Origin of the sequence: Martinezella miluonensis (assembly GCF_900094545.1) — a bacterium.
Taxonomy (GTDB): Bacteria; Pseudomonadota; Alphaproteobacteria; order Rhizobiales; family Rhizobiaceae; genus Rhizobium; species Rhizobium miluonense.
This window is the reverse complement of record NZ_FMAH01000008.1, coordinates 81199-104708: the sequence shown is the minus strand read 5'-3', so window position 1 is coordinate 104708 and position 23510 is coordinate 81199. Positions and strand designations below refer to the sequence as shown.

Below are 23510 nucleotides of genomic sequence, written 5' to 3'. Positions count from 1 at the left end.
ACTGGATGAACTTTAATCCTTGATAGTCACCGACTCTAAGAAATAGAAACCTTAGATATATGTTTGGTTTTATATAGGACGACGTCTTTGACCGATGAACGCCGGAAGATCATGCGGGTGCTGAGCGGAGAGACGCTTTCCCCTCCCCCTCTCTGGCTGATGCGCCAGGCTGGTCGCTATCTGCCGGAGTATCGCGAGACACGCGCCAAGGCCGGCAGCTTTCTCGATCTCTGTTATACGCCCGACCATGCGGTGGAAGTGACACTGCAGCCGATCCGCCGCTATGGCTTCGATGCGGCCATTCTCTTTTCGGATATTCTCGTCATCCCCGATGCATTGAAGCGCAATGTTCGTTTCACCGAGGGACACGGGCCGGAGATGGATCCGATCGACGAGGCTGGAATTCTGGCCCTGAAGCCGGATGGGGTGATTGCGCACCTTGCGCCCGTGATGGAGACGGTTCGGCGGCTGCGGCAGGGCTTGCCCCTGGAGACGACGCTGCTCGGCTTCTGCGGCGCGCCCTGGACCGTTGCGACCTATATGATTGCCGGACACGGCACGCCTGACCAGGCTCCTGCCCGTCTGTTTGCCTATCGCCACCCCAAGGCGTTCGAGCATCTCCTGATGCTGCTTGCCGATATATCCGCCGATTATCTCGTGGCGCAGATCGATGCCGGCGCCGATGCCGTACAGATTTTCGATTCCTGGGCCGGTGTGCTCGGTGAGAAGGAATTTGAGGCCTATGCCGTCAAGCCGGTCGCGCGAATGATTGCTTCCGTAAAAACACAGCGACCGCACGCGCGGATCATCGCCTTCGCCAAGGGCGCTGGATACCAGCTGAAAACCTATCGGCAGAAGACGGGTGCGGACGCGATCGGTCTCGACTGGTCGGTACCACTGGCATTCGCGCGGGACCTGCAGCAGGAAGGCCCTGTGCAAGGCAATCTCGATCCGATGCGCGTCGTTGCCGGCGGCAAGGCGCTGGAGGACGGTATCGACGACATCTTGCAGCAGCTCGGTAACGGCCCGCTAATTTTCAATCTTGGGCACGGGATAACGCCGCAGGCAGACCCAGCCAATGTTGCTGCGCTCGTCGAACGCGTGCGCGGATGGAGAGGCTGACGACGATGGAGAAGCAGACCGATACGGCCCCCGGCCAGAGGGCCGGACGACGGGCCTATTTCATGATCCTGGCTTTTGCTGTGCTGGCGATAGGATTATTCGCCTGGCATCCGGTCGATCTCTATCTCTGGATCAAGGCGCTTCATATCATCGCCGTCATCTCATGGATGGCCGGAATGTTCTATCTGCCGCGGCTTTTTGTCTATCATACCGACGCCGAGCCTGGTTCGCAGCAATCGGAAACCTTCAAGGTGATGGAGCAACGTCTTCTGCGCTATATCATCAACCCGGCCATGATCCTGACTTGGATTTTCGGGCTCTATCTCGCCTGGTCGGTCTATGATTTCCAGGGCGGCTGGCTGCATGCGAAGATCGGGCTCGTTGTGCTTCTGTCCGCTGTTCACGGCCATTTCAGCGGCGCCGTGCGCGCCTTTGCCCGAGACCAGAACAAGCATTCGGCACGCTATTGGCGAATGATGAACGAGGCGCCAACACTTCTGATGATCGTGATCGTCATCCTGGTGGTGGTGAAGCCGTTCGCGTGAGATCGGGCCATTTTTGGTAGGGACGTTAAATTTCCTTCATTTTGCATGCCCCCCTTGCGGTTCAGAAAGTGAGTCGCTATTTTCCCGCCATCTTCTCTTCGTGGCATGTATCCATTCTGTCGCCCGCGAGCGCCCCCTATCGCGGTTCTGAATAAGAGCAACATTGCCTTTCCCCTTCTAAAAAATGAGTAATTCCCTTCATGGCTGAAATGAAGCTTCAGGAACTGAAAAATAAATCCCCGACCGACCTCCTGGCCTTTGCCGAATCGCTCGAGGTCGAAAACGCCAGCACTATGCGCAAACAGGAATTGATGTTTGCCATCCTAAAGGTGCTCGCGAGCCAAGACGTGGAAATCATCGGCGAGGGCGTCGTCGAAGTTCTGCAGGATGGCTTCGGTTTCCTTCGCTCTGCTAACGCGAACTATCTTCCCGGCCCGGACGACATCTACATCTCTCCCTCCCAGATCCGCCGCTTCTCGCTGAAGACGGGCGACACGGTCGAGGGACCGATCCGCGGACCGAAGGAAGGCGAGCGCTATTTCGCGCTGCTGAAAGTCAACACCATCAATTTCGACGATCCGGAAAAGATCCGTCACAAGGTCCACTTTGACAATCTGACGCCGCTCTATCCGAACGAGCGTTTCCGCATGGAACTCGATGTTCCCACCTCGAAGGATCTCTCTCCCCGCGTCATCGATCTGGTGGCGCCGCTCGGCAAGGGTCAGCGCGGCCTGATCGTCGCTCCGCCCCGTACCGGTAAGACCGTTCTCCTGCAGAATATCGCTCATTCGATCACCGCCAATCATCCGGATTGCTACCTGATCGTGCTTCTGATCGACGAACGTCCGGAAGAAGTGACCGACATGCAGCGCTCCGTGCGCGGCGAAGTCATCTCCTCGACCTTCGATGAGCCGGCGGTTCGCCACGTGCAGGTCGCCGAGATGGTTATTGAAAAGGCCAAGCGCTTGGTCGAGCACGGGCGCGACGTTGTCATCCTGCTCGATTCCATCACCCGTCTCGGCCGCGCCTACAACACCGTCGTCCCTTCCTCCGGTAAGGTTCTGACTGGCGGTGTCGACGCCAACGCCCTGCAGCGCCCGAAGCGCTTCTTCGGCGCCGCCCGTAATATCGAAGAAGGCGGTTCGCTGACCATTATCGCGACGGCGCTCATCGATACTGGCAGCCGCATGGACGAAGTCATCTTTGAAGAATTCAAGGGTACGGGTAACTCGGAAATCGTTCTCGACCGCAAGGTCGCCGACAAGCGCATCTTCCCGGCTATGGATATCCTCAAGTCCGGTACGCGTAAGGAAGACCTGCTGGTGCCGCGTCAGGACCTGCAGAAGATCTTCGTTCTGCGCCGTATCCTCGCGCCGATGGGCACGACCGACGCGATCGAGTTCCTCATCGACAAATTGAAGCAGACGAAGAACAATCCGGATTTCTTCGAGTCGATGAATACGTAACTATTAGCTAGTTTTAGCGGCGTCTCTTTGAGAGAGACCATGAAATGGTATGATCGGGTCGCTTAGTGCGGCCCGATTTTCATTTTGCGGAGTTCGATGAGCTCCTTGAACATGAAATCCGATCAGAATCGATTCGGAAGCGGATCAATTTTATGAACGCAGCGAACCAAACGATCTATGCTCTTTCCAGCGGCAGCCTTCCCGCCGGTGTCGCGGTTATTCGCATCAGCGGCAAGCAGGCGATGGCAGCTGTGGAATCGCTTGTGGGTTCCGTACCGGCACCTCGCCATGCAGTATTGAAAACGATTCGGACTCGTAACGGTCTTATCCTCGACCGCGGTCTTGTTCTAACCTTTGCAGGTCCCGCTTCGTTTACGGGAGAAGACTGCGCTGAAATTCACGTTCATGGCGGCAAGGCTGTGGTCGCCTCGCTCTTGGCGGAGATCGCGACATTCGAAGACTGCCGCCTTGCTGAGCATGGCGAATTTTCACGGCGCGCCCTCGAGAATGGCAAAATGGACCTCGTAGAGGTCGAAGGTCTCGCCGATCTCATAAGCGCTGAGACGGAGATGCAGCGAAGGCTCGCTATGGAGCACGCCGCCGGCGGTCTGTCAGACCTGTACGAGAATTGGGCGGATCGTTTGACGCGAGCCCGTGCACTCATCGAAGCCGAACTCGATTTTGCCGATGAAGACGACGTGCCGGGCTCTGTTTCCGACCTCGTATGGGCCGACATGGAACGGCTTCATTCGGAACTGGCGACGCATCTGTCTGGGGCGGACTTTGGCGAGATCGTCAGAGACGGATTGCGGATCGTTATTGCCGGCCCGCCCAATGCCGGCAAGTCCAGCCTATTGAACGCTCTGGCGAAGCGCGAGGTGGCGATCGTCACCGATATCGCCGGAACGACACGCGATGTCCTGCATGTGGATCTCAACATTGAAGGATACGCCGTCAGGCTCTACGATACGGCCGGTCTAAGGGAGACGGATGAGATCGTTGAGCGCGAGGGAATTCGGCGAGCGCTGAAGACGGTGGCGGATGCCGATATGGTTCTTTCACTTGCCGAGATCGGTGAGCCCGCTCAAACTGATTTTGTCGGCTTCACCGGCAAGGTCTTTAAGCTAGGCACGAAAGCGGATGTTCACGGAACCGCGCCGGGCGATTATGATTTGCTTATCTCATCGACGTCGGGTGCCGGGCTGAAGGAACTACATCAGCTTATCATCAAGGATCTGCAGGATCGCTCCTCCTCCCTCTCGCTTGCCCTCCCCAGTCGCTTGCGTCATCGGGTGCTCCTCACCGAGAGTCTAGGTGCATTGAGCGCAGCAATTGAATCAGAGAGCCTGGGTCTCGATATCAGGGCGGAGCAGTTACGGCTAAGCGCCAACAGCCTCGGTCGAATAACTGGCCGGGTCGATGTCGAAGATCTATTGGATGTGATTTTCTCCGAGTTTTGCATCGGCAAATGATTCACGTGAAACACGTCATTGGACGTGACCGGAGAACGTTTCACGTGAAACCTTCTTGACTCCAGAAATTGATGTGCCAAACAAACGGCTTCATCGAGGATCGCAATCATGCTCGACAATATTTATGATGTAGTCGTCGTAGGTGGTGGCCATGCAGGCAGTGAGGCCGCTGCCGCGGCTGCGCGTCTGGGCGCTCGCACAGCGCTCGTCACGCATAAGCGCGCCACCATCGGCGTCATGTCTTGTAACCCCGCCATCGGCGGTCTTGGCAAGGGTCATCTAGTCCGCGAGATCGATGCCCTAGATGGGGTTATGGGACGCATTGCCGATGCGGCCGGCATACAATTCAGGATGCTCAATCGCAAGAAGGGTCCAGCGGTCCGCGGTCCGCGAACGCAGGCCGACCGTAAGCTCTATCGACTTGCGATGCAGGCCGAGATCGAGGAAACGGCAAATCTCGAAGTCATTGAAGGTGATGCGTTCGATCTGGCGATTGAACATGGACGTGTCTCGGCTGTCACCTTAAAGGACGGCAGGGTGATCCGCTGCGGTGCGGTTGTTTTGACAACGGGCACCTTTCTTCGTGGGCTCATTCATATTGGTGATAAAAAGATTCCAGCCGGCCGTGTGGGTGAAGAGCCATCCATCGGGCTTTCGGGGACTCTGCTGCGCTATGGTCTGGCGCTCGGCCGCTTGAAGACCGGCACGCCGGCACGCCTCGACGGCTCGACGATCGATTGGGACTCCGTCGGCAGGCAAGGCGCGGATGAGGATCCGACACCCTTCTCCTTTATGACCGATTCTATCGTGAATCCTCAGGTCGAGTGTGGTGTGACCCGCACGACGCCAGAAACGCACAAAATCATCGCCGATAACCTGAGGCGATCTGCGATGTATTCCGGTCAGATCGAGGGTGTCGGCCCGCGCTATTGCCCGTCCATTGAGGATAAGATCGTCAAGTTTGGCGAACGCGATGGTCATCAGATCTTTCTGGAGCCGGAGGGCCTGGACGATACGACGATCTACCCGAACGGCATTTCGACCTCTCTCCCCGAGGATGTACAGGACGCCTTCATCAGAACCATTCCGGGCCTGGAACGAGTTCGAATCCTGCAATGCGGTTACGCGATCGAATATGATCACGTCGATCCGCGCGAATTGAAATTGTCCCTGGAAGTGGAGAAGATCCCGGGCCTTTTCCTGGCCGGTCAGATTAACGGCACCACCGGCTATGAAGAAGCGGGTGCGCAAGGCCTCGTTGCTGGCCTGAATGCAGCGCGCCTGGCGTCTGGCGGCGAAGCCGTCGAGTTCAGCCGTACCGAATCCTATATCGGCGTAATGATCGACGATCTGACCTCGCGTGGGGTTGCTGAACCTTACCGTATGTTCACCTCGCGGGCCGAATACCGCCTATCGCTCCGGGCCGATAATGCAGATGTGCGCCTGACGCCGATTGGCCTCGCGATTGGCTGTGTCAATAGCGCGCGCGCATCTCGCTTTAGCCGCTACATGGAGAATCTGGAGCAGACGAGAGCGCAGTTGAAGGAATTGACGATTACGCCGAGTGAGGCCGAAAAAGTCGGTATGCACCTGAACAAGGATGGTCAGCGGCGTTCGGCTTATGAGCTACTGTCTCATCCAGGCCAGTCGATCAAGACGCTTTCGAAGCTTTGGCCGGAGTTGGAATCGATAGAGCGTGGCGTGACGGAAGCCATCGAGATCGAAGCCGCCTATGCCGTCTATATGGATCGGCAGACCGCGGATATCGTTCAAGCCAGAAAGGAAGAAGAGCGCGTCATTCCTATGGAATTCGATTTCGCCGTCCTCTCCGGACTGTCTAATGAATTGAAGCAGAAGTTGACGATGGCTCGCCCGAAGAATATCGCCCAGGCGTCTCGTATCGACGGAATGACCCCAGCAGCTATCTCGTTGCTTCTGGCTCATCTGCGGAAGCTCGGTGCTTCGGAAGAGCGCAAGCTGGTTTCCTAAGACTACAAGGTTTGAGAGTCCAAAAATATGGAATTGAACGGTGTACGTGTTTCACGTGAAACACAGGAGCGGCTGCAGCACTTTGCGGAGCTATTCCAGAAGTGGGCGAAGACGATCAATCTCGTAGCGCCGTCGACGATTGGCGATCTTTGGAGCCGGCATATTGCGGATAGCGCTCAGATTTTCCAGCTTCAGCCGAAAACGAATCACTGGGCCGATCTGGGCAGCGGTGGCGGTTTTCCGGGCATTATAACCGCGATTCTGTTGGCGGAACGGGGCGCCGGCCATGTTGATCTGGTGGAGAGCAATCAGAAAAAGGCAGCCTTTCTGCGGGTTTGTCTGCGCGAATGCGAAGCGCGTGGCGCTGTTCATGCGATCCGGATCGAGGAGGCGCCCGCAGTTATCCAACATTGTGATACGATTTCGGCGCGTGCGCTCGCTGAACTTGATTTGCTGTTGGACTATTCTGCGCCTTGGCTGGAGCGCAATAAGAATCTGCGCCTATTGTTGCATAAAGGCCGGGATTACGAGCGCGAGCTCCAGAAAGCCCGTGGTCGTTGGGAATTCGATCTGGTAAAACATCGAAGTGTCGTCGAGCGAGATTCCGTCATTTTGGAACTGAGTGGTATTCGGCACCTGATTTAACCGAAATTGGATGTGCGGCAGATGATCGGCGAGCGAAACCGGATTATTACCATCGCAAATCAGAAGGGCGGCGTTGGCAAGACAACGACCGCGATCAATTTGGCTACGGCGCTTGCCGCCATAGGCGAGCGCGTATTGATCGTCGATCTTGACCCGCAGGGTAACGCAAGTACCGGCCTGGGTATTGAGCGGCGCGATCGGAAACAGTCGTCTTATGACCTCCTGGCCGGAACGCATACGATTCTGGAAACGGTGCTCGAAACCGCTGTTCCGAATCTCTTCATCGTGCCGTCGACCATGGACTTGCTCGGCGTCGAGATGGAAATTGCGCAGCAGCCTGACCGGGTGTTTCGACTGCGGCGTGCGCTCAATAGCCCGGACGCTCTCTCCTTCTCCTACATTCTGGTCGATTGCCCACCCTCTTTCAATTTGCTTACCATGAATGCCATGGCAGCCGCACACTCGGTGCTGGTGCCGTTGCAGTGCGAGTTCTTTGCTTTGGAAGGTCTTAGCCAGTTGCTCGAGACGGTCGATCAGGTTCGACGCACGGTCAATCCTTCGCTCGACATTCAGGGCATCGTTCTAACGATGTTTGATTCCCGAAACAATCTTGCGCAACAGGTAGTGAGCGATGTTCGCACCCATCTTGGTGAAAAGGTCTACCATACGTTGATTCCACGCAACGTACGCGTGTCCGAGGCGCCGTCTTACGGCAAGCCTGCGATTCTCTATGATCTGAAATGTGCGGGCAGCCAGGCCTATCTGCAATTGGCCTCGGAAGTGATTCAGCGGGAGCGGCAGCGCAAGGCTGCAGCCTGACATAGTTTTGTTCCAGAGTGAGTATCGGTGATGAATGATGATCTTTCGAAACGGCGTCTTGGGCGTGGATTAGCGGCTCTCATCGGTGAGATGGATCAGCCGACGCCCGTGGAAGCAGGAAGGCCGACCGTCAATCCGGACCGCCTGGTGCCGATCGAATTCATCTCGCGCAATCCGCGCAATCCCCGCCGTTATTTCGACGAAACCGAGCTGCATGACCTCGCCAGTTCGATACGGCAGCATGGTATCGTACAACCGGTCGTCGCTCGCACGGTCTCGGTAGATCGTTATGAGATCATTGCCGGTGAAAGACGCTGGCGTGCCGCGCAACTGGCAGGACTGATCGAGATCCCCGTTATCGTTCGGGATGTCGATGACAAGACCGCGCTGGAAATTGCCATCGTCGAGAATGTTCAGCGTGCCGACCTCAATCCACTGGAAGAGGCGCTTGGATACGAGCAGTTGATCGCCGAGCACGGCTATACGCAGAACGATCTCGGCGAGATCATCGGCAAGAGCCGTAGCCATGTTGCCAACTCTCTTCGTCTGCTGAAGTTGCCTGATCCTGTGCGCGACATGCTTGCCGCCGGCAGCTTGTCCGCTGGCCACGCACGCGCGCTAGTCTCGACATCAGACCCGGCCGGTTTGGCCCGTACGATCGTCTCCAAGGGCATGTCCGTTCGTGATGCCGAGCGATTGGCGCAGAATGACATCAAGGCGCAAAACGACCCTCGCCCGGCCGGCGCGCATAGGGATGAGAAGGATTCCGATACGCTGGCGCTCGAACGCACGCTTTCGGATACGCTCGGGCTGGATGTGTCGATCAACCACCGAGGCAATGGCGGCCAGGTTAGGATATCCTATAAGACGCTGGAACAGCTTGAAGAAATCTGCCGCCTGCTGGAGCGGCGTTGAGCTCAGTCATTACGCGTAAAAATCAGCTCTTGCGGGCTGATTGCAGCGTTGTTGCCAGAAGAGTTTGCGTGGCGATGGTCTCTTCGAGACTGGCACGCTGCCGCGTCTGAAGAATGGCGGATTGCAGCCTGTTCATTTCGCGAGAGATGGCAGGCGCCGACCAGCTTTTGAGCGCTTGTTCAATGATTGGCTTGCGACGAAAATGCAGGTGGCGCCCGAGCGTCTGCATCACCTGGGCTGGTGCCAATCGCTTCTCATCCATTTCGGCCCGCATCGTGTCAAGCAGTTGAAATTGCTTCAGGCATCCCTGCAGCACGAGAAACATCGGCGTTTTCGAAGAAGCGATCTTCTGCATGGCACGCAGGAACCCTTCAGAGTCGCCTTTTAGGATAGCGTCGACGGCATCATCGGCGGAAATGGCGCTGGCGTCGCCAATAATGTCGAGGACATGTTCTTCCTCAATGGTGCTCTGCCCCCGGCAATAAAGCGCAAGCTTGCGTACTTCGTTGCGTGACGCAATACGATCTCCTCCGAGAAGCTCCAGGAGAGACTGGCGGGCTGCCGGCGTGATGCGCAGGCCTTCATTTGTTAGTTCAATGTCGATCAGGCCGTTAAGAGCTCTGATATCGTCGGCATAACAGGGAATGGTTGCGATCGTGCGGGCCGGTTCGGCGACCTTGCGTAGGCCCGATCCCTTCTTGAGATCGCCGGCCTCGATGATGACAAAGCTCGCATCCGGGGGTGTTTCGGAGATGATCTGAAGAGAATCGACCAGAGCCTTTTCGTTGGCGGCGCCACGAATCCAGACGAGTTTCTCGCCACCGAAGAGCCCGATGGCGTTGACCTCGTCAAGAAGGCGACCCGCATCGTTCTGCAGATCACCAACATCGAGTTTTATCAGAGAAAAAGCGTCGCTCAGATCGACGCCGGTCTTGGCGGCGATCTGAGCGGCACGCTCCGAAACAAGGCCTCGATCCGGGCCGTATATAACGAAAAGCCGGTAGTTGCGCGCGGCATTTTGGAGGAATCCGTCAAATTCGTGAGACTTGATTTCCGCCATGCCGGGCTCTTATTCAGCGGCTGAGTGCAGCAGCGATGTCGGCAGCCACCATCTGGGCAACTTCGCGGGCAGCACGATCTTCTGAGTTGAGGATTGCGCGATACTTGCCGAATTCCTGTGTTGGGAAATCGACGAGCGAGGTCACAGAACGGCTGCCAGATTTCAGCACCTTACCGGTGCCCGCCTCCTTGAGCGTGAAGGCTACCGTGACGGTCGTGCGGCCAGCTCCGGATGTATCGGAAGAGGGTAGGTAAAGAACGCCGCCAGTACCGGAGGAGACGCTCAGATCAACAGTGTACCTCGGTGTCTTCGTCTCGCCGGCACCGCGCCCGGCAATAAAGATCAGCTGGTTGCGAACTTCCTGTCCGACACGCGAGCCGGTATCGGAGAAGGAGACCTCCGACAGCTTCTGTGTCACGCCAGTGCTGATGGCATAGAGCGGCTTGACCTGGCAGGAAGACAGAAAACCGGCAACAGCCGCCAGAGACGCGACGCCGGCTATCCGGGCGAACTTGAAAAGACTATCAGACGACAATGTTCACGATCCTCTGTGGAACGACGATGATCTTCTTTGGCGCCTGATCATTCAATGCGCTTTTGACAGCATCCAGGGTGAGCACAGCCTGTTGCACTGCATTCTGATCTGCATCGCGCGCGATTGTCAATTCAGCTCGCTTCTTGCCGTTGATCTGAACGGGATAGACGATCTCATTTTCTATGACGAGGGCCTCGTTATAGACCGGCCACGAGCTGGTGGCGATCATATTGCTATTGCCGAGCACCGCCGAACATTCCTCGGCCAGATGCGGCGTGATCGGAGCAACTAGCGCAATCAGGATCTCGACGGCTTCGCGGACAGCGGAGCGGTAGGTGGCATCAGCCCGACCTGCCGCCACCTTGCTCAGCGGCGCCGCCAGCGCATTGACGAATTCGTAGATGCGCGCCACGGCCTTGTTGAAGGCGAGCTTGTCGTAGTCACCCTGAACCGCCTTCAGCGTGCGATGTGCGATCTGCGAAATCGCCAGTGCTTCACCTTCCTTAGCCGGAGTCGATTCAACCGATTTCAGAGCGTCGGCTGCCTCGGAGACGAGGCGCCACATGCGCTGCGTGAAGCGATGCGCGCCTTCGACACCGGCTTCGGACCAGATGACGTCGCGATCTGGCGGCGAATCGGAAAGCACGAAGAAGCGCGCCGTATCGGCGCCATAAGACGCGATGATATCGTCGGGATCGACGACATTCTTCTTCGACTTCGACATCTTCTCGATCGAGCCGATGGTGATGTCCTCGCCATTCGACAGCAGCATGGCACGGCGCTGGCCATCCACTTCCTCGATGCGGATATCGGCCGGAGACACCCATTCGCGTGTCAGGCCATTGCTGCGGCTATAGGTTTCATGCACCACCATGCCCTGGGTGAACAGGCCCTTGAAGGGCTCCTTCACATCGAGATGGCCGGTTTCCCGCATGGCGCGGGTGAAGAAGCGTGAATAGAGCAGATGCAGGATCGCGTGCTCGATGCCGCCGATATACTGGTCGACGGGCAGCCAGTGGTTGGCCGCGGCCTGATCTGTTGGCTGGTTTTCCCAAGGCGCTGTGAAGCGGGCGAAATACCAGCTCGAATCGACGAAGGTATCCATCGTATCGGTTTCACGGCGGGCATCCTTGCCGCATTGCGGGCAGGCGACATGACGCCAGGTGGCGTGCCGATCAAGCGGATTGCCGGGGTGGTCGAAGGTGACGTCGTCGGGCAGCCGGACGGGCAAGTCCTTTTTCGGAACTGGCAGCACGCCGCAATCGTCGCAATGGATGACCGGGATCGGGCAGCCCCAATAGCGCTGACGGGAAATGCCCCAGTCACGCAGGCGGAAATTCACCTTGCGCTCGGCCTGCGGTGCATTGCCGATGCTCGTGTCCGACAGCTTCGTGGCCACAGTCTCGAAGGCTTCCTCGATGCTCATGCCGTTGAGGAAACGGGAGTTGATCATGATGCCGTCACCGTCATAGGCGACGTCGCCGATGTTGAAGCTTGTGGCATCGCCGTCCTTCGGCATGACGACGGGTACGACCGGCAGGTCATATTTGCGGGCGAAATCCAGGTCGCGCTGGTCGCCGGACGGGCAGCCGAAGATGGCGCCTGTGCCATAGTCCATCAACACGAAATTGGCGATGTAAACAGGCAGCTCCCAGGACGTGTCGAAGGGATGGCGGACGCGAATGCCGGTGTCCATGCCCTTCTTCTCGGCGGTCTCCAGGGCAGCCACCGAAGTGCCGGCGCGGCGGCATTCCTCGCAGAAGGCTTCGATCGCTGGATCCTTGGCTGCAGCTTCCTTGGCAAGCGGATGGTCGGCCGAGATCGCCAGGAAGGATGCGCCGAACAGCGTGTCGGGACGGGTCGTATAGACTGTGATCTCGCGATCGCCATTGGGGGCGGTTTCTGGCACGATTTCCCAGCGAACGGTCAGACCCTCGGAGCGGCCGATCCAGTTCTTCTGCATCAGCCGCACTTTTTCCGGCCAATGGTCCAGCGTATCCAGGGCGTCAAGCAGCTCCTGGCTGAACTCGGTGATCTTGAAGAACCACTGCGTCAGTTCGCGCTGCTCGACGAGAGCGCCGGAACGCCAGCCGCGCCCGTCGATGACCTGCTCGTTGGCGAGAACGGTGTTGTCGACTGGGTCCCAGTTGACCTTGGACTTCTTGCGGTAGACCAGGCCCTTCTCCATCATGTCGATGAAAAGCATCTGCTGGCGATGATAATAATCGACGTCGCAGGTCGCGAATTCGCGGCTCCAGTCGAGCGACAGGCCCATGGCCTTCAGCTGCGTCCGCATCGAAGCGATGTTCTGGTAGGTCCACTCTTTCGGATGCACCTTATTGTCGCGGGCGGCGTTTTCCGCCGGCATGCCGAAGGCGTCCCAGCCCATCGGATGCAGCACATTATAGCCGCGGGCGCGTTTATAGCGGGCAACGACATCGCCCATGGCGTAGTTGCGCACATGGCCCATATGGATGCGGCCCGAAGGATAGGGAAACATCTCTAGAACGTAGTATTTCTCACGCGGATCGGCGTTGTCGGTAACGAAGACCTTGTCTTCGTTCCATTTCTGCTGCCAGCGGGGCTCGGCGTCGCGCGGATTATAACGTTCGATAGTCATCTGATCTTGTATTCCAGAAAATCATGGGGAGTCAGGCGTGACCTTCACCACGAAACCACCCAAGCGTCAAGTTTAGCGGGTGCAGCAAGTGCCTTATCTTGCAAAGCAAAGCCGGATTCGGGCGCATTCGCCCTTGGCAAAGCCTGCGAGCCTCATTACTGCAAAGTTTGAGAAGCAAGCGAAATATCGAGGCGAAAAGATGGAACTTCAAGAGCGCCTGAACGAAGTCCGTTCTCATATCGCAGGGGCTGAACGCCAGGCCGGCCGAAAAGCCGGTTCCGTGCAGCTTGTTGCCGTGTCCAAGACCTTCGATGCCAATCAGATCCGGCCGGCGATTTCGGCCGGTCAGCGCGTGTTCGGCGAAAACCGTGTGCAGGAGAGCCAGGGCAAGTGGCCGGAGTTGAAGGCTGAAACGCCCGGGATCGAGCTGCATCTGATCGGGCCGCTGCAGTCGAACAAGGCGGCCGATGCTGTGGCGCTGTTCGACGTCATCGAGACTGTTGACCGGGAGAAGATCGCGCGCGCCCTCGCCGATGAAATGAAGCGGCAGGACAAGGCCGTCAGGCTCTATGTGCAGGTCAATACCGGTCTGGAGTCGCAAAAGGCCGGCATTACCCCTGACGATACGGTCGCTTTCGTCGATTTGTGCCGCAACGAGCTCGGGCTTTCGATCGAGGGTCTGATGTGCATTCCGCCGGCGGAGGAAAATCCGGGGCCGCATTTTGCCCTGCTCGCCAAGCTTGCTCAGCAAGCGGGTGTCGAGAAGCTCTCCATGGGCATGTCGAGCGACTATGAAATCGCCGTCGCCTTCGGCGCGACAAACGTTCGCGTCGGCTCGGCGATCTTCGGAGCCAGATAGGCGAGGTCAAAACAAAAAGCCCCGGTCGGAAACCAGGGCTTTGAAATTCGTGAAGATCGACCGGATCTTAGAACTGGTCGTCGTCCTCGTCGTCGCGCGTGGTCGACTTCAGCGACTTGAGCTTGGCGAAAACGGCGTCCGCATCGATTTCCTTTTCCTTCGGCTCGTCACGCTCATAGCTGAAGCCGAGCTTCTCGGTTTCCTGAGCGGGTTGCAGCGTCGCGCCGAGTTCGGCAGCGGTCGGCAGCGGACGGCCCTTGGCGGCCTTTTCGACTTCCATGTCGAGGTCGATCTGGCTGCAGAGGCCGAGCGTTACCGGATCCATCGGCGCCAAGTTGGCCGAGTTCCAGTGCGTGCGGTCACGGATCTGCTCGATGGTCGACTTGGTGGTGCCGACGAGACGGGAAATCTGCGCATCCTTTAGTTCCGGATGGTTGCGCACCAGCCACAGGATGGCGTTCGGACGGTCCTGACGCTTGGAGACCGGCGTGTAGCGCGGGCCGCGGCGCTTGGATTCCGGCACGCGAACCTTCGGCTCGGAAAGCTTCAGCTTGTGGTTTGGGTTGGCTTCGGCACGGGCGATTTCGTCACGGGTCAGCTGGCCGGTCGAGATCGGGTCGAGGCCCTTGATGCCCTGCGCTGCTTCGCCATCGGCAATGGCCTTCACTTCGAGCGGATGCAGCTTGCAGAACTGCGCGATCTGGTCGAATGACAAGGCTGTATTGTCGACAAGCCAGATGGCAGTTGCCTTCGGCATGAGCAATTGTTGAGCCATGGATATAGTCCTTCTGTCAGTCCGCGCCGGTGTCGCGGTCCGGGGTGTAACACCACAATGTCCGGGAAATACGGCTCTATATAGCGATAGTGTCGCGGAATTGCAATTCTTTGCGTATGAAATGCACTTTGTCCAATTGCTGTCGTAGTTTGACCTGCTATTGATTGCACGCAAAGCGCACCGATAATCGCAGGTCGGGGTGTAAGGATTTCAAGGAGGAGACTATGTCGGAAAAGATTCATCCCGTGACGAAATCGGTCAAGGAACATGCCTTGATCGATGAGGCGAAGTACCAGAAATGGTATCAGCAGAGCGTCGAGGATCCCGACAAATTCTGGGGCAAGCATGGCAAGCGTATCGACTGGTTCAAGCCCTACACCAAGGTGAAGAACACGTCGTTTACCGGCAAGGTCTCGATCAAATGGTTCGAGGATGGCGTGACGAACGTCTCCTACAATTGCATCGACCGTCATCTGAAGAAGCATGGCGATCGGGTTGCCTTCATCTGGGAAGGCGACAATCCTTATATCGACAAGAAGGTCACCTACAACGAGCTCTACGACCAGGTCTGCCGGCTGGCGAACGTCCTGAAGAAGCACGGCGTCAAGAAGGGTGATCGCGTCACCATCTACATGCCGATGATCCCGGAAGCGGCCTATGCCATGCTCGCCTGCGCCCGCATCGGCGCGGTGCATTCCGTCGTCTTCGGTGGCTTTTCGCCCGAAGCGCTGGGAGGCCGCATCGTCGATTGCGAATCCACCTTCGTCATCACCTGCGACGAAGGCGTTCGCGGCGGCAAATCCGTTCCCCTGAAGGACAACACCGACACGGCGATCCAGATCGCCGCCAAGCAGAAGGTTGCCGTCAAGAATGTTCTCGTCGTGCGCCGCACCGGCGGCAAGATCGCCTGGGAAGCCGGCCGCGACCTCTGGTATCACGAGGAAACCGCCAAGGCGAAGCCGAATTGTCCGCCGGCAAAGATGAAGGCCGAGGATCCGCTCTTCATCCTCTACACTTCCGGTTCGACCGGCAAGCCGAAGGGCGTGCTGCATACCACGGCCGGCTATCTCGTCTATGCGGCGATGACGCATGAATATACGTTCGACTATCACCCCGGCGATATCTACTGGTGCACGGCCGATGTCGGCTGGGTCACTGGCCACTCCTACATCGTCTATGGGCCGCTCGCGAATGCTGCGACCTCGCTGATGTTCGAAGGCGTGCCGAACTACCCGGATCAGGGCCGCTTCTGGGATGTCATCGACAAGCACAAGGTCAATATCTTCTACACAGCGCCGACGGCGATCCGCTCGCTGATGGGTGCCGGCGATCATTTCGTCAAGCGCGCCTCGCGCTCCAGCCTGCGCCTGCTCGGTACGGTCGGCGAACCGATTAATCCGGAAGCATGGGAATGGTATTACAAGGTGGTCGGCGACAGCCGCTGCCCGATCGTCGATACCTGGTGGCAGACGGAAACCGGCGGTCACATGATCACGCCGCTTCCGGGCGCGACGGATCTGAAGCCTGGCTCAGCGACCCTGCCCTTCTTTGGCGTGCAGCCGCAGTTGGTGGACAATGAAGGCAACGTGCTGGAAGGCGCCACCGACGGCAATCTCGTCATCGCCGACAGCTGGCCGGGCCAGATGCGCACGGTCTATGGCGACCACGAGCGCTTTATCCAGACCTACTTTTCCACCTACAAGGGCAAGTACTTCACCGGCGACGGCTGCCGTCGCGATGAGGATGGCTATTACTGGATCACCGGCCGCGTCGACGACGTGCTCAACGTATCGGGCCACCGTCTCGGTACAGCTGAAGTCGAATCGGCGCTTGTTTCGCACAAACATGTGTCGGAGGCGGCTGTCGTCGGCTATCCGCATTCGATCAAGGGCCAGGGCATCTATTGCTATGTGACGCTGATGGTCGGCCAGGAAGGTTCGGATGCGCTGCGGCAGGAGCTGGTGAAACACGTTCGCGCCGAAATCGGCCCGATCGCCTCGCCGGACAAGATCCAGTTCACGCCCGGCCTGCCGAAAACCCGCTCCGGCAAGATCATGCGGCGCATCCTGCGCAAGATCGCCGAGGACGATTTCGGCGCGCTCGGTGATACCTCGACGCTCGCCGATCCGGCTGTCGTCGATGACCTCATCGCCAACCGCCAGAACAGGGCGGATGCTGCTTGATGTTTCAAGGCGCCGTGTCGATGGGTGCGGCGCCTTTTTAAAGTATTTTCGGAAGTTCGAGCACTTACTGCTCACCTCTGGATCGCGCATCTAAAATGCGTCTGGCATGAGATTTTTCGGCCGTTACCTCTTAAAAATCGATCGCTCTGCCATTGATTTCCCAGTCGCCGAAGCGGGCGGGGTCTGCGCCGCCGCGGCCGCCGGTTTCGGGGGGCAGGTCGGCCTGGGCCTGCGCCTGGCGGCGCTCCTCGGCTTCGGCAAGGGCGCGTTTGGAGGCAGGGGAAAGCGGCTTGCGGATGATTTCACCGGCTTCGGTTTCGATTTTATTGTCGTTATCTGCTGTTTGCATGGTCTCGCATGACCTCCGAAATATTGAAATGAGGGGAGGAATAGCCAAATCATAATGCGTCCGGCCACAAAGAAAAAGGTTTGGGCGACATATGTGTTGGAGACCCCTCGATGAATCTCATGCGCACCGCGATGCTGCTCGCCTTCATGACCGCCCTTTTCATGGGTGTTGGCTATCTGATCGGCGGTCAGTCCGGCATGTTGATCGCATTTGTCGTCGCTGCCGGCATGAATTTCTTTTCCTACTGGAATTCGGACCGAATGGTGCTTTCCACCTATGGTGCGCAGGAGGTGGATGAGCGCAGCGCTCCGGAATTCTACCGTATCGTCCGCGATCTCGCTCGCAATGCTGGCCTGCCGATGCCGAAGGTCTATCTCTACGACAGCCCACAGCCGAATGCTTTCGCGACGGGCCGCAATCCGGAAAATGCCGCCGTAGCTGCTTCCACCGGTCTGCTACATGCGTTGACGCCAGAGGAGGTGGCCGGCGTGATGGCGCACGAGCTGGCCCATGTGCAGAACCGCGACACGCTGACCATGACGATTACGGCGACGCTTGCCGGCGCCATATCCATGCTCGGCAATTTTGCCTTCTTCTTCGGTGGTCGCCGCGACAACAACAATCCGCTCGGCATGGTCGGCGTCTTGGTGGCGATGATCGTCGCGCCTCTGGCGGCGATGCTGGTGCAGATGGCGATCAGCCGCACGCGTGAATACTCCGCCGACCGCCGCGGCGCAGAAATTTGCGGCAACCCGCTTTGGCTGGCCTCGGCGCTCGGCAAGATCGCCCGCAGTGCGGAGCATATTCCGAATGAAGAGGCCGAGGGCCATCCAGCAACGGCGCATATGTTCATTATCAATCCGCTGTCGGGTGAACGCATGGACAATCTGTTCTCGACCCATCCGAACACGGAAAACCGCATCGCGGCGCTGCATGACATGGCTCGTTATGGCGGTGGCAGCGCCTCGCCCATGGCGCCATCTGCGGGCTTTGGCTCGACGGGACCGGTCTTGACTGCTAATCCGGAGCGGAAATCGCGCTCCGTGCCGAATACGGGTCGCGGTGGTTCGCAACCGCCGAAGGGTCCCTGGTCTTGAGTTCTGACACGAAAAACAAAGCTTTCAACAAAGACGGAAAGAGATCCGGCAAGAGGCCGACTGATTCCAGATTGCATGATTCGGCGCCGGCGAAGCCAGGTTCTGCGGCGCGCGCCGCTGCGACGAAGATCCTTGCCGCCGTCATCGATCGCAAGACGCCGCTCGACGGCATGCTGGATGCTGAAGGCGGCAACCCTGCCTACAAGGCGCTTGGCGAAAGCGACCGGGCGCTCGTGCGCGCCATCCTCAACAGCGCGCTGCGGCATCTGCCGCGTATCGAGGCGACGATATCGTCCCTGCTCGATTCGCCGCTGCCGGAAGGCGCTCGCGCGCTCCATCATGTACTTGTCGTTGGTGCCGCACAGATGCTGTATCTCGATGTGCCTGACCATTCTGCCGTCGATCTTGCCGTCGAGCAGGCCAACCGCGATCCCCGCAATCGCCGCTTTGCCAAGCTGGTCAATGCCATTCTCCGCCGCATAGGCCGGGAGAAGCAGGACATTCTCGAGCAGGTCGCGGGCGTGCCCGCGATGCCGGCCTGGTTTCTCACCCGCCTGGAGGCCGCCTATGGCGCTTCGGCCGCGCTCAAAATTTCCCAGACGCAGCTCGAGCCAGCGGCAATCGATCTTACAGTAAAATCCGACGCGGAAGGCTGGGCGAAACGGCTCAACGGCGTGGTTCTGCCGACCGGTGGGGTGCGGCTCGCCGCCTTCGAGGGATCCATCCCATCGCTCGAGGGTTTCGGTGAAGGCGAATGGTGGGTGCAGGATGCAGCTGCCAGCATTCCGGCTAAGCTCTTCGGCCCGCTGGCCGACAAGCGGGTCGTCGATCTCTGTGCGGCCCCTGGCGGCAAAACGGCGCAGCTCATTCTCGCAGGCGCCAAGGTCACGGCTCTCGACCAGTCTGCCAACCGGCTGAAAAGATTGTCCGGCAATCTGGCGCGCCTCGGTTTCGAGGCTGAAACCGTCGTCGCCGACATGAGTAAATATCGGCCCGACGAACTATTCGATGCCGCTCTTCTCGATGCGCCCTGCTCCTCGACCGGGACCACGCGCCGCCATCCCGATGTGCTCTGGACCAAGGGCCTGGAGGATATCGCCAAGCTTGCCGGCCTGCAGGAGCGGCTGCTTCGTCACGCCCTGACGTTGGTCAAGCCCGGCGGCCTCGTGGTCTTCTCCAACTGCTCGCTCGATCCAGAGGAGGGCGAAGATCTCGTTGCTCGTCTTCTTGCCGATACCGACAGCGTCGAGCGGGTTCCGATCGCGGCGGGCGACTGGCCGGGCCTCGAAGCGGCGATTTCGCCGCTCGGTGCCTTCCGCACCACGCCTGACATGCTGACGCTTGCCGATGGTTTTGCCTCCGGCCTGGACGGCTTCTACGCAGTCGTTCTTCGGCGCCTTTCATAGAGTATTTCCAGGAAAAGTGCGCAGCGGTTTTCCGGCCGGAATGCGTGCGAAACAAGAAGAGAGAGTGCTTTCGCGATTCGAAGAACAGCGGAATCGCGATAGTCGTGGTTTCCACAGGCTTTCGGGAATGGGTCAAAAGCCGGTAACCTGTTCTTAATTGGTATATTTGTAACCTCTTTTTAACTACGGGTAATGAGAGTAAGCAGAAGCAAATATGCAGGTCTGCGGCAGGGTTTTGTGAGTTCATACATGCGGGAAGCATGGCGGCGGATGTCTCGCCGCGCGGCGTTGACGCGATTGCGTCTCACCCGCCACACGATGCGTGTGCCGGAACGCCTCATCGTGGCGCCGACGGATCTCCGTAGCATCGATCCTTTTTTTGTCGAGGAACTTTTGAACGGCCGCATCCTGCTGGCCGGCAGGGTTCTCGAAACGCAAGGCGCCTCCCCTTTCTCGCTAGAGCTGCCATCACGGGCGTTTGCGGCGCGGCTGCACAATTTCCGCTGGCTGCGGCATCTGCGCGCTGAGAAGAGCGATCAGGCCTCGGCCATGGCGCGCTCCGTCCTCACGGATTGGATTGCCGTTCACGGTCGCCGCCTTCATGGGCTTGCCTGGGCACCCGATATCGCCGCACAGCGGCTCATTGCTCTCCTTTCGCATTCACCCGTGCTTCTGCACGGCACGGATAGCGGCTTCTATCGCCGTTTCATGCGCGTGCTTGTGCTCCATGTCCGCTTTTTGCGCCGGATGGCGTCGTCGGCGCGGGATGGCACGACCCGTTTTCGTGTGCGAATCGCGCTTGCGATGTCGTCGGTTGCCATGCCGAACGGTGCCTTAGCGGTGAAGCGGGCGGGTCAGGCGCTCGATCGTGAAATCGACCGGCAGATCTTGGCAGACGGCGGCCATATCTCCCGCAATCCGCGGGTGTCGCTGGAGCTGCTGCTCGATCTGCTGCCTCTGCGTCAGACCTACGTCAATCTCGGCCACGACGTGCCGATACGGCTCATTCCCGGCATCGATCGCATGTATCCCGCGCTGCGCTTCTTCCGGCATCAGGATGGCGATCTGGCGCTTTTCAACGGCGCAACATCGACGCTTGCCAATGAACTCATGTCTGTGCTGCGCTACGACGAAACGGCGGGGCAGATCTTCAAGGCGCTGCCGCACACGAAATATCACCGGTTGGCCGCCGGCCAGGCCGTCGTCATCATCGATGCCGGCGCTCCTGCCTCGGCCGATCTCAGCCGCACGGCGCATGCGGGCTGTCTCTCCTTCGAAATGTCGTCGGGCAAGACGCGCTTCATCATCAATTCCGGATCGCCGGAATTTGCCGGCGACCGCTACGTGCAGGCCGCGCGGGCGACCGCTGCGCATTCGGCCGTCGCGCTCAACGACACGTCGTCGTCTCAGTTCTCCAAATCCAAGCATTTGGGGCCGATCATGGTCGGCGGCGTGAAGAAGGTTATCATCGAGCGCGCCGAGACCGAGGACGGGCGCGACTATGTCAGAGCCGCGCATGACGGTTATCTCTCGACTTTCGGCTATGTTCACGAGCGCGAGCTGAGCCTCAACGCCAAAGGCACTATCCTGGCCGGCCGCGACCGCTTCTTCGTGCCGGAGGGCAGGAAGCAGGCGCCGAAGGGCGACGGCATCGCCTCGGCGCGCTTCCATATCCATCCCTCCATCAGCCTGCTGCAGACCGAGACGGATTCTGCCCTGCTGATCGCGCCCGATGGCGAGACCTGGGTCTTCTCCTCGCCCGGCAACGAGGTGCTGGTGGCAGAAGATATCTTCTTTGCCGATCCCTCGGGCATGCGCTCTTCCGATCAGCTCGAGATCGTCTTCCGGATTACCGAAAAGCCGGAAATCCGCTGGTTTTTGTCCCATCGGCCATAGGCTAAGCGCGTCAGCTATGCTAACGGGGCGGCATCATCGTCCCGCGCCATTTCCGCCGGACGTGTCATCTCCCTATGCTAGACCGGAGAAAGCCCATGGCCGTCGTTTCCAAGAAAATCCCCGCTCCCGACAAGGTGAAGGTAAAAACCGCGCTTCTGTCCGTCTTCGACAAGACCGGCATCGTCGAGTTGGCGCGCGCGCTCAGCGAACAGGGCGTGCGCCTGCTGTCGACAGGCGGCACGCATAAGGCGATTGCCGCGGCTGGCCTTGCCGTCACCGACGTATCCGAAGTGACGGATTTTCCGGAGATCATGGACGGCCGGGTCAAGACGCTGCATCCGAAGGTACATGGCGGCCTGCTCGCCATCCGCGACGATGCCGAGCATCAGGCGGCTATGAAGGAGCACGGCATCGAGGCCATCGACCTTGCCGTTATCAACCTCTACCCCTTCGAGGACGTTCGCAAGGCCGGCGGCGATTACCCGACGACGGTCGAGAATATCGATATCGGCGGCCCGGCGATGATCCGCGCTTCGGCCAAGAACCATGCCTATGTGACGACACTCACGGATCCCGCTGATTATGCCGAGCTGCTGGCCCAACTGTCTGCCGATGCCGGACAGACGAGCTACGATTTCCGCAAGCGCATGGCCGCCAAGGCCTTTGCCCGCACGGCTGCCTATGATGCGGTGATCTCCAACTGGTTTGCCGAAGCGCTCGATATCGCCGCGCCGCGCCACCGCGTCATCGGTGGCGTCCTGCGCGAGGAGATGCGCTACGGCGAAAACCCGCACCAGAAGGCCGCCTTCTACGTGACAGGCGAAAATCGCCCGGGCGTTTCCACGGCAACGCTGCTCCAGGGCAAACAGCTTTCCTACAACAACATCAACGATACCGATGCGGCTTATGAACTCGTTGCCGAGTTCCTCCCGGAAAACGGGCCGGCCTGCGCGATCATCAAGCACGCCAACCCCTGCGGCGTTGCCACCGGCCCGAGCCTCGTGGAGGCCTATAAGCGGGCTCTTGCCTGCGATTCCGTCTCGGCCTTCGGCGGCATCATCGCGCTGAACAGCCTGCTCGATGCGGAAACCGCCGAGGAGATCGTCAAGCTCTTCACCGAAGTCATCATTGCGCCCGACGTCACCGAGGAAGCCAAGGCGATCATCGCTCGCAAGCCGAACCTTCGCCTGCTTTCGGTCGGCGCCCTGCCCGATCCGCGCGCTGCCGGCCTGACCGCAAAGACCGTTTCCGGCGGCCTGCTGGTCCAGAACCGCGACAACGCATTGGTCGAGGATATGGAGCTCAAGGTTGTCACCAAGCGTGCGCCTACGGCACAGGAGCTGGAAGACATGAAGTTTGCCTTCCGCGTCGCCAAGCATGTGAAGTCGAATGCCGTTGTTTACGCCAAGGACGGCCAGACGGCGGGTATCGGCGCGGGACAGATGAGCCGTGTCGATTCCGCCCGGATCGCTGCCATCAAGGCCGAGGAAGCCGCCAAGGCCATAGGGCTTGCCGAGCCGCTGACCCGCGGTTCTGCCGTCGCCTCCGAAGCCTTCCTGCCCTTCGCGGACGGTCTGCTTTCGGCGATTGCCGCAGGCGCCACGGCGGTCATCCAGCCAGGCGGCTCGATGCGCGATCAGGAGGTCATCGACGCGGCCAACGAGCACAATGTCGCGATGGTCTTTACCGGCGTGCGCCACTTCCGCCATTGATCGGCGGATATACGCGATTGCAAAATCTTATATCCCGGCTGGTTC

General features: G+C 59.1%; 19 protein-coding genes. 14 read left to right on the top strand and 5 right to left on the bottom strand.

The genetic code is table 11. The features are described from left to right. Positions 1–87 precede the first annotated feature (87 nt). The 8 genes from hemE (at position 88) to GA0061102_RS10115 (ending at position 8973) form a co-directional block, all read left to right on the top strand. Positions 88–1122 (top strand): uroporphyrinogen decarboxylase, encoded by a 1035-nt coding sequence (hemE, locus tag GA0061102_RS10150; RefSeq protein WP_092846478.1) that lies wholly within the window; start codon positions 88–90, stop codon positions 1120–1122. A gap of 5 nt (positions 1123–1127) precedes the next feature. Beyond that, the gene (hemJ, locus tag GA0061102_RS10145; RefSeq protein WP_092846476.1) at positions 1128–1667 is read left to right on the top strand and encodes a protoporphyrinogen oxidase HemJ; all 540 of its coding nucleotides are present in this window, start codon (positions 1128–1130) and stop codon (positions 1665–1667) included. A 200-nt stretch (positions 1668–1867) separates the two neighbouring features. After that, positions 1868–3133, top strand: a complete 1266-nt coding sequence (rho, locus tag GA0061102_RS10140) for a transcription termination factor Rho (protein ID WP_028753790.1) — start codon at positions 1868–1870, stop codon at positions 3131–3133. 152 nt (positions 3134–3285) lie between these two features. Beyond that, on the top strand, positions 3286–4605 hold the full coding sequence (gene mnmE / locus GA0061102_RS10135) for a tRNA uridine-5-carboxymethylaminomethyl(34) synthesis GTPase MnmE (RefSeq protein ID WP_092846594.1): 1320 nt from the start codon (positions 3286–3288) through the stop codon (positions 4603–4605). A gap of 108 nt (positions 4606–4713) precedes the next feature. After that, on the top strand, positions 4714–6594 hold the full coding sequence (gene mnmG, locus GA0061102_RS10130) for a tRNA uridine-5-carboxymethylaminomethyl(34) synthesis enzyme MnmG (RefSeq protein WP_092846474.1): 1881 nt from the start codon (positions 4714–4716) through the stop codon (positions 6592–6594). A gap of 27 nt (positions 6595–6621) precedes the next feature. Further along, the gene (rsmG, locus tag GA0061102_RS10125; protein ID WP_092846472.1) at positions 6622–7239 is read left to right on the top strand and encodes a 16S rRNA (guanine(527)-N(7))-methyltransferase RsmG; all 618 of its coding nucleotides are present in this window, start codon (positions 6622–6624) and stop codon (positions 7237–7239) included. 21 nt (positions 7240–7260) lie between these two features. Beyond that, entirely contained in the window at positions 7261–8058 is a 798-nt protein-coding gene (locus tag GA0061102_RS10120) for a ParA family protein (protein WP_004127412.1), read from the top strand. A gap of 30 nt (positions 8059–8088) precedes the next feature. Then, positions 8089–8973, top strand: a complete 885-nt coding sequence (locus GA0061102_RS10115; RefSeq protein ID WP_092846470.1) for a ParB/RepB/Spo0J family partition protein — start codon at positions 8089–8091, stop codon at positions 8971–8973. A gap of 22 nt (positions 8974–8995) precedes the next feature. Here GA0061102_RS10115 and holA read toward each other — a convergent pair whose 3' ends face one another. From holA to leuS, 3 genes are read right to left on the bottom strand one after another with little or no spacing between them, the layout of a single operon-like run. Then, on the bottom strand, positions 8996–10033 hold the full coding sequence (gene holA, locus GA0061102_RS10110; RefSeq protein WP_092846468.1) for a DNA polymerase III subunit delta: 1038 nt from the start codon (positions 10031–10033) through the stop codon (positions 8996–8998). A 13-nt stretch (positions 10034–10046) separates the two neighbouring features. Next, complete coding sequence (gene lptE / locus GA0061102_RS10105) at positions 10047–10568, bottom strand: LPS assembly lipoprotein LptE (protein WP_092846466.1); 522 nt, start codon at positions 10566–10568, stop codon at positions 10047–10049. Continuing rightward, positions 10558–13188 carry a leucine--tRNA ligase gene (leuS, locus tag GA0061102_RS10100; protein ID WP_092846464.1) on the bottom strand — a complete coding sequence of 877 codons (2631 nt, stop codon included), beginning with the start codon at positions 13186–13188 and terminating at the stop codon, positions 10558–10560. Before leuS ends, lptE begins: the two co-directional genes overlap by 11 nt. A 199-nt stretch (positions 13189–13387) precedes the next feature. Between leuS and GA0061102_RS10095 the strand changes: the two genes are divergently transcribed. After that, positions 13388–14047, top strand: coding sequence for a YggS family pyridoxal phosphate-dependent enzyme (locus GA0061102_RS10095; protein ID WP_092846592.1), 660 nt, complete (start codon positions 13388–13390; stop codon positions 14045–14047). Positions 14048–14114: 67 nt separating this feature from the next. Here the strand turns inward: GA0061102_RS10095 and GA0061102_RS10090 are convergent, their stop codons facing one another. After that, positions 14115–14822, bottom strand: coding sequence for a DUF1013 domain-containing protein (locus GA0061102_RS10090; RefSeq protein WP_092846462.1), 708 nt, complete (start codon positions 14820–14822; stop codon positions 14115–14117). A 224-nt stretch (positions 14823–15046) separates the two neighbouring features. Here GA0061102_RS10090 and acs point away from each other — a divergent pair, with 224 nt between their 5' ends. Continuing rightward, on the top strand, positions 15047–17005 hold the full coding sequence (gene acs / locus GA0061102_RS10085) for an acetate--CoA ligase (protein ID WP_092846460.1): 1959 nt from the start codon (positions 15047–15049) through the stop codon (positions 17003–17005). Between the two features lie 130 nt (positions 17006–17135). Here the strand turns inward: acs and GA0061102_RS10080 are convergent, their stop codons facing one another. After that, entirely contained in the window at positions 17136–17354 is a 219-nt protein-coding gene (locus GA0061102_RS10080; RefSeq protein ID WP_092846458.1) for a DUF1674 domain-containing protein, read from the bottom strand. 110 nt (positions 17355–17464) lie between these two features. On the opposite strand from GA0061102_RS10080, the gene htpX reads away from it, so the two are divergent. From htpX to purH, 4 genes are all read left to right on the top strand, one after another. After that, complete coding sequence (gene htpX, locus GA0061102_RS10075; RefSeq protein WP_092846456.1) at positions 17465–18451, top strand: zinc metalloprotease HtpX; 987 nt, start codon at positions 17465–17467, stop codon at positions 18449–18451. Continuing rightward, positions 18442–19857 carry an RsmB/NOP family class I SAM-dependent RNA methyltransferase gene (locus GA0061102_RS10070; RefSeq protein ID WP_425348524.1) on the top strand — a complete coding sequence of 472 codons (1416 nt, stop codon included), beginning with the start codon at positions 18442–18444 and terminating at the stop codon, positions 19855–19857. The genes htpX and GA0061102_RS10070 overlap by 10 nt, the downstream gene beginning before the upstream one ends. A gap of 192 nt (positions 19858–20049) precedes the next feature. Further along, positions 20050–21753, top strand: coding sequence for a heparinase II/III family protein (locus GA0061102_RS10065; protein ID WP_092846452.1), 1704 nt, complete (start codon positions 20050–20052; stop codon positions 21751–21753). Between the two features lie 95 nt (positions 21754–21848). After that, a complete protein-coding gene (purH, locus tag GA0061102_RS10060; protein WP_092846450.1) occupies positions 21849–23465 on the top strand; it encodes a bifunctional phosphoribosylaminoimidazolecarboxamide formyltransferase/IMP cyclohydrolase in 1617 nt (538 codons plus the stop codon). Positions 23466–23510 lie beyond the last annotated feature (45 nt).